Annotated in this window: 7 protein-coding genes and 1 pseudogene; 3 read left to right on the plus strand and 5 right to left on the minus strand. The window is 64.5% G+C overall.

The genetic code is table 11. The features are described from left to right. Positions 1–16: 16 nt before the first annotated feature. Together AB3X96_RS21530 and aroQ are read right to left on the minus strand one after the other, a co-directional pair. On the minus strand, positions 17–955 hold the full coding sequence (locus tag AB3X96_RS21530) for a shikimate dehydrogenase (protein WP_368591289.1): 939 nt from the start codon (positions 953–955) through the stop codon (positions 17–19). Further along, a complete protein-coding gene (aroQ, locus tag AB3X96_RS21535; RefSeq protein ID WP_368591290.1) occupies positions 952–1407 on the minus strand; it encodes a type II 3-dehydroquinate dehydratase in 456 nt (151 codons plus the stop codon). The genes AB3X96_RS21530 and aroQ overlap by 4 nt, the downstream gene beginning before the upstream one ends. A 319-nt stretch (positions 1408–1726) precedes the next feature. On the opposite strand from aroQ, the gene AB3X96_RS21540 reads away from it, so the two are divergent. The 3 genes from AB3X96_RS21540 (at position 1727) to AB3X96_RS21550 (ending at position 4563) form a co-directional block, all read left to right on the plus strand. Further along, the gene (locus tag AB3X96_RS21540; protein WP_176106531.1) at positions 1727–3619 is read left to right on the plus strand and encodes a bifunctional sugar phosphate isomerase/epimerase/4-hydroxyphenylpyruvate dioxygenase family protein; all 1893 of its coding nucleotides are present in this window, start codon (positions 1727–1729) and stop codon (positions 3617–3619) included. A 203-nt stretch (positions 3620–3822) separates the two neighbouring features. Next, on the plus strand, positions 3823–4155 hold the full coding sequence (locus tag AB3X96_RS21545; protein ID WP_368591291.1) for a hypothetical protein: 333 nt from the start codon (positions 3823–3825) through the stop codon (positions 4153–4155). 153 nt (positions 4156–4308) lie between these two features. Beyond that, positions 4309–4563, plus strand: coding sequence for a hypothetical protein (locus AB3X96_RS21550; RefSeq protein ID WP_176106533.1), 255 nt, complete (start codon positions 4309–4311; stop codon positions 4561–4563). A gap of 72 nt (positions 4564–4635) precedes the next feature. Here AB3X96_RS21550 and AB3X96_RS21555 read toward each other — a convergent pair whose 3' ends face one another. The 3 genes and pseudogenes from AB3X96_RS21555 to AB3X96_RS21565 all read right to left on the minus strand — a co-directional run. Then, positions 4636–4965, minus strand: a complete 330-nt coding sequence (locus AB3X96_RS21555; RefSeq protein ID WP_176106534.1) for a hypothetical protein — start codon at positions 4963–4965, stop codon at positions 4636–4638. Positions 4966–4982: 17 nt separating this feature from the next. Then, positions 4983–5750, minus strand: a complete 768-nt coding sequence (locus tag AB3X96_RS21560; protein ID WP_176106535.1) for an AraC family transcriptional regulator — start codon at positions 5748–5750, stop codon at positions 4983–4985. A gap of 157 nt (positions 5751–5907) precedes the next feature. Beyond that, positions 5908–6366: pseudogene (locus tag AB3X96_RS21565) on the minus strand (FAD/NAD(P)-binding oxidoreductase); the annotation flags it as partial.

Here is a 6366-nt window from a genome sequence, read left to right on the forward strand (position 1 = left end):
GTCTCTACGCGGCCGGTTAGCGTTGCAACAGCGATTGAAAATGGGTGTAGACGCGCTCGGCGTCCGGCTCGAGCCCCGTAAAAATGCGCATCGCGTCGACCGCCTGGTAGACCGCCATGCCGCCGCCGCTCAGCGTGCGGCAGCCGAGCGCCTCGGCCGCCTGCAGCAGCGCCGTGCGAATCGGGAAATAGACAATGTCGGCAACCCACAGGTCGCGGTGCAGCAATTCGGCCGGCAGCGGCAGGCCGGGCATTTTAGCCATGCCGGTCGGCGTCGCGTGAATCAGCCCTTGGGCGGCGGCGAGCGATTCTTCGAGCGAGGTGCCCGCGCTGACCTTGGCTTTCGGGAAACGCGCCTGCAATTCGTCGGCGAGCGATTGCGCGCGGGCGGCATCGACGTCGAACAGCGTCAGCGACTGCGCGCCCATGTTCAGCGCCGCGTGCGCGACCGCCGCGCCGGCGCCGCCCGCGCCCAGTTGCACGACGCGTTCCAGCGACACGTCCGGCAGGCCGCGCTGAAACGCGCGCGCGAAACCGGACCAGTCGGTGTTGTGACCGATACGCTTGCCGTCCTTGAACAGCACGGTGTTGACCGCGCCGAGCGCGCGGGCGTCGTCGGACAGTTCATCGAGCAGCGGAATCACCGCCTGCTTGCACGGATAGGTGATGTTCAGGCCGTTGTAACCCATCCGTTCGGCCGCGGTCAGCAGCTCCGGCAGTGCGGCGGTATCGAGCTTCTGCGCATCCAGATCGATGCGTCGGTACACGTAATGCAGACCAAGATTGCTGCCCTCTTCCTCGTGCATTGCGGGCGTGAGCGAACCGCTGATGCCCGAGCCGATCAGTCCGACCAGAAAGGACTGGGGCGTGGCCCGCAAACTCGCCTGCGCATTGGCCAACGCGGCGATCTGCGCGTCGGTCCGGGGCTTTTCCTGAGTGTTCGCTTGAGTGTTCATTTGGCCGCCCTATTCTTAAGAATCGTCGCCATCCGTTCCAGCGCGAGCACATAGCCCTGCGTGCCGCAGCCGATGATGATCGCGTCCGCCACCGCCGACACGTACGAGTGATGCCGGAACGCTTCGCGCCGATGCACGTTCGAAATATGCACCTCGACGACGGGCTTTTCGATCGCCGTCAGCGCGTCGGCGATCGCGACCGACGTGTGCGTGTACGCGGCCGGATTGATCACGATGCCGTCGACCTTGGTGCGCGCCGCGTGCAGCCAGTCGATCAGTTGATGCTCGGCATTCGACTGGCAGAAGTCGATCGCGAGGTCGAGGCGTTCGCCCGCGTCGCGGCACAGCTTCGCGACGTCGTCGAGCGTTTCCGAGCCATAGATGGCCGGCTCGCGCGTGCCCAGCAGATTGAGGTTCGGTCCGTTCAGGACCAGTACGGAGGCAAAGCTCATGACAACGACTCCCACAAAATAATGCGCGACTCGAACCGCGGCACTCGCGACGGTTCTTCGACGCATGGCGAAGTGTGCGCTCATCGGCCGTCACCGTCATTCGGGGTTTCTACGAATTTGTACCATCTAGTTAGTTTGTATAGACTGTCGAAACTCGCCCGCTAGTGTGGGGTATTCTGGTCCGCGTCTTGCTGCAGTGAGTAACGAACTCGCTCATTTTGCGCACTGCAGCAAGCCCGGCAGGCAGCGCCCATAGGCGCGCCGCAGTGGTTTGTCTCCTTGTTTCCCCTTCGTTTGTCCGTCTTTGCAGGAGCCGTTCATGCAACGTTCGATAGCCACCGTGTCGATTAGCGGCACCCTCGTCGAGAAGCTGAGCGCGATCCGCGCGGCGGGCTTCGAAGGTGTCGAAATCTTCGAGAACGACCTTCTGTACTTCGACGGCTCGCCGGCCGACGTGCGCCGCATCGCCGACGACCTCGGCCTGAAGATCATGCTGTTCCAGCCGTTTCGCGATTTCGACGGCGTCAGTCCCGAGCGGCTCGAGCGCAATCTCGACCGCGCGAAGCGCAAGTTCGACGTGATGCATGAGCTCGGCACGGACCGCATCCTCGTGTGCAGCAACGTGTCGCCCGAGACGATCTGCGACGACTCATTGATGATCGACCAGTTGGGCGCGCTGGCGCGCGCGGCCGAAGCGGCCGGCGTGATCGCCGGTTACGAGGCGCTCGCCTGGGGCAAGCACGTGAAGACCTACCGCCACGCGTGGAAACTCGTCGACGCCGTGAACCATCCGAGCCTCGGGCTCGTGCTCGACAGCTTTCATACGCTTTCGCTGAACGACACGCCCGACGCGATCGCCGACATTCCCGGCGAGCGCATCGCGTTCGTGCAGATCGCGGACGCGCCGAAGCTCGCGATGGACGTGCTCGAATGGAGCCGCCACTACCGCTGCTTCCCCGGCCAGGGCGACTTCGACCTCGCAAACTTCACCGCGCAGGTCGTCAAAGCCGGCTACAAGGGCCCGCTCTCGCTGGAAATCTTCAACGACGGCTTTCGCGCCGCCCCCACCACGATTACGGCCGCCGATGGCCATCGCTCGCTGTTGTTCCTCGAAGAGCAAACTCGCGCGCTGCTCGAAGAGCAGCAGCAGCCGCAGAAAACGACGGGCGAGCTGTACCGCTCGCCCGCCGCACCCGCGCACGTCGGCTATCAGTTCCTCGAATTCGCGGTCGATCACACCACCCGCGCGCAACTCGCCGACTGGCTCGGCAAGCTGCGCTTTCGCCAGGCCGGCCAGCACCGTTCGAAGGACGTGACGCTGTATCAGCACGGCGCGGCATCGATCGTGCTGAACGCGGAGCCCGATTCGTTCGCGAACGCGTTTTTTCAGCAGCATGGCTTGTCGCTGTGCGCATCGGCGTTTCGCGTCGACGACGCGAGCCAGGCGTTCGAGCGCGCCGCCGGCTTTGGCTACTCCCCGTTCTCCGGCCAGATCGGGCCGAACGAGCGCGTGCTGCCGGCCGTGCAGGCACCGGACGGCAGCCTCAACTATTTCGTCGACGAAACGCCGGATCAGCCCACGCTGTTCGAGGCCGATTTCGTGCTGACTGACATCAACGGGCCGACCGAGGTGGGACCGCTCGAGCGCATCGATCACGTGTGCCTGTCCGTGCCGGCGAGTGCGCTCGACACGTGGGTGCTGTTTTTGCGCACCGCGTTCGGCTTCCAGGCCGAGCCGGGGGTGCTCGTGCCCGATCCGTACGGCCTCGTGCGCAGCCGCGCGCTGCGCAGCGCCGACGGCTCGGTGCGGATCGCGCTGAATGCATCGGTGGATCGCCACACGGCGGTGGCCGAGGCGCTGCACACGTATCACGGCTCGGGACTGAACCACGTCGCTTTCAGTACCGGCGACATCTTCAGCGCGATCCCCGAATTCGTCGCCGACGGCGTGCCGATCCTGCGCATTCCGCGCAATTACTACGACGACCTCGCGGCCCGCTACGCGCTGTCCGACACGCTGCTCGAAGCGATGCGCGCGAACAATATCCTGTATGACCGCGACGAACGCGGCGGCGAGTTCTTCCACGCTTATACGGAGCAACTCGACCAGCGCTTCTTCCTCGAAATCGTCGAGCGGCGCGGTGGTTATGACGGCTACGGCGCGGCCAATGCGGCGGTGCGGCTCGCGGCTCAGGCGCAGCGCCGCAAGTAACGGGCAGGCAGACACCCCAGGCACGGCGGCGGCTTCGTCATTGGCAAGTCGCCGCGACGATACGGATTTGTGTTTCAGGCACGCGATTTGCGGGCCCTGGTCGGTCAGGTTCGCCGTCTCGATATAATGGCGGCTGTTTTGGGGTCCAGCCCGCGCGACGCGTGGACCCGCGGCCGAATCGCAGAATCAACGCCAGGAGAGATATGAAGAAGTTCGCTGCAGTCCTGTCCCTTTCGCTGCTTCTCAACGCTTGCGCGTATTTCCAGAAAGACCCCGATTCCGGCGAACCCGTCACGGACACGACGACGCAGCGTTCCGTCGACGACGTGGTCGCCTGTCTGACGCAGTTGGCCAATCACCACAACGCCGCGTTCAAGTCGACCGGCATCCCGCAAGGCCAGATGCTCGATTTCGGCGACTCGAACATCATCAAGGTCCGCAGCGACAATGGCGCGACAACTTACCGTTTCTATGCGGGCAAGCGTCATGTAAGCAACCTGTGGATCGAATCGGCAGCCAGGACCTGCGCGCCATAAGGCTTGGTGGCGCATAAAGGCGAAGTTGCGGGGGCCGGAATCTGACCCATTGCAACGTTCATGTCACGGTGTTACAGGATAATGGAGTCTTAAGAATCGTTTAAGACTTCGTCCGCAACATCCCCGGACATGTCCCCGCACGAGGTGCGCTCCATGAACCAGCCCGAACCGAATACCAACGAAACGCCGGCCAAGCGGCCCACTATCCTGCGCCGTCTGTTGAGCCATCACGAACTCGCGACGCTGCTGCTGCTGTTGCACGCACCGATCGATGCATCCGCAAAACCCGAAATTCCGCAGCTTTACGAAGCAGGTCTCGTCGAGACCGTTTCGAACGACGCGGGCACGCAGCATATCCGCCTGACGTCCGAGGGTAATGCGGTGTTGCGGGGGCTTGGGGTGAAGTAAAGCACGACCATCGTAACGATTTGAGGCCGCGGCGACGATCGAAGTTTCCGCGGCCTTTTTCATTCAAGCCTCTCAAGCCTGCCACACCCCATACCCCGCCTCGCGCAACCCGATCGCCAGCTCCACTTCCATATCCTGCGCGCCGCGGTAAGGCATCGGGTTGAACACTTCGTACAGTTCGGGCATCAGACGCAAGCCGTAGTCGCGCACATATCGATTCGCCTGAACGCCTGCCTTGTGCCGATCGAAGCGCAGGTCCGGGTCGAGCCCGGTCATGCCGACGTACACGCACGGCTTGTCGAAACGGTAATCGGGATTCGCGCGACGAAAGCGCGCCTCGCTCCACACCTTGTCGTCGAGCGCGACGACGTACACGTAATAGTGATGTCCGCGACCGGCCATGACACGCCCGACGCCGCTCAGCCGCGCAGCGTGCCGTGCAGCAACATCCGGTATTCGGTCGGCGTGACGCCGACGGTTGCCTTGAATTGCCGCGTGAACGCACTGTGATCGGTGTAGCCGCAACGCGCGGCGACGTCGGTGACCTTGTCATGCGAAACCAGCAGCGCTGTCGCCGCATCGAGTCGCGTTTTCAGGAGCACCTGGCGCGGCGTCAGATGAAACACCTTGTGAAAGTAGCGCTCCAGCTGAGCGACCGACATGTCCGCCATCGCCGCAAGCTGCTTCAGGTTCAGCGGCTGCACGTAATTCTCCTGGATCGACCGCACGACGGCCGCAAGCCGGCTGTAGGCCGGGTGGCTGCTTTCGTCGGCTTTCAGATCGCGGGAGATGCCCGCAAGGCCCACCACCTTGCCGCTCGCATCGCGCAACGGCTGTTTGCAGGTCAGGCACCAGCCCGGTTGACGGCCCGGATACAGATGCAATTCGAGCTGATCGAGCATCTGGTTGCCGACGCCGATGATCGCCTTGTCCTGCGCGGTATAGATGCGCCCGAAGCGGCGCGGAAACACGTCTTCCGCGGTCTTGCCGAGCAGCGCCGCCTTTTCCTTGAAGCCGCAACGCGAAGCGAGCGTGCGGTTGACGAGCGCGTAGCGCGCGTCCGCGTCCTTCACGAAGAACACGACATCCGGCATTGCATCGAAGACCGGCTCGAGCAACCTGAAATGCGACAGCATGCCGGACAGCGTCGTATCGCCCGGTTCGAGCGGATGAGCCAGCGTGTTCATCGTGCGGTTCCGTTGGTGCGTGCCTGGTTGATTGCGTTGGGTGCGTTCGCGGATTACTGCGCCGGTGCGGCCGCGCTCCTGATCGTGCAGTCGATAGCGATCGATTATAGAGCGGCGCGCCGCCTGCCAATATCTGTCGCGAGTAAGCGCGCAGCCGTCACAGCGCCGCTGTCGGCGGCTCGGCGGCGCTCATCAGCGTGCCAATTTGCGCCGGGCTGAATGGCGGACGCGCCGCGGCGGCCACCCAGCCGAAGTACAGGCTCGCGGCCGCGCCGCAGATGCGCCCCTGGCAAGGGCCCATGCCGCAGCGCGTCTGCAGCTTCGCGTCACGCCAGTCGGCGCAGCGGCGCACCTCGCCGACGCTCACGTCCTCGCAACGGCACAGCAGCGTCGCATCGGCAGGCGGCGTGCGAGCCGCCTCGCCCAATGCGAACGACGCCGCGACGCGCGCGCCAAAGCCCCGCCAGCGCGCGCGCTGCGTAACGAGCGCCGCCAGCGCGGCGCGTTGGGTAGCCACCGCGCCGCTCGCCACGAGACCGGCGATCTCGCCTTCCGCGCAAGCGAGTTCCGCGCCGCCCACGCCCGTGCACTCGCCCGCCGCATAAACGCGTTCGAG

Source organism: Paraburkholderia sp. BR13439 (assembly GCF_040948805.1).
Taxonomy (GTDB): Bacteria; Pseudomonadota; Gammaproteobacteria; order Burkholderiales; family Burkholderiaceae; genus Paraburkholderia; species Paraburkholderia youngii.

Coding starts and splice junctions, on each gene's coding strand:
- AB3X96_RS21530 (WP_368591289.1), bottom strand. CDS start 955: ATGAACACTCAAGCGAACACTCAGGAAAAGCCCCGGACCGACGCGCAG.
- aroQ (WP_368591290.1), bottom strand. CDS start 1,407: ATGAGCTTTGCCTCCGTACTGGTCCTGAACGGACCGAACCTCAATCTG.
- AB3X96_RS21540 (WP_176106531.1), top strand. CDS start 1,727: ATGCAACGTTCGATAGCCACCGTGTCGATTAGCGGCACCCTCGTCGAG.
- AB3X96_RS21545 (WP_368591291.1), top strand. CDS start 3,823: ATGAAGAAGTTCGCTGCAGTCCTGTCCCTTTCGCTGCTTCTCAACGCT.
- AB3X96_RS21550 (WP_176106533.1), top strand. CDS start 4,309: ATGAACCAGCCCGAACCGAATACCAACGAAACGCCGGCCAAGCGGCCC.
- AB3X96_RS21555 (WP_176106534.1), bottom strand. CDS start 4,965: ATGGCCGGTCGCGGACATCACTATTACGTGTACGTCGTCGCGCTCGAC.
- AB3X96_RS21560 (WP_176106535.1), bottom strand. CDS start 5,750: ATGAACACGCTGGCTCATCCGCTCGAACCGGGCGATACGACGCTGTCC.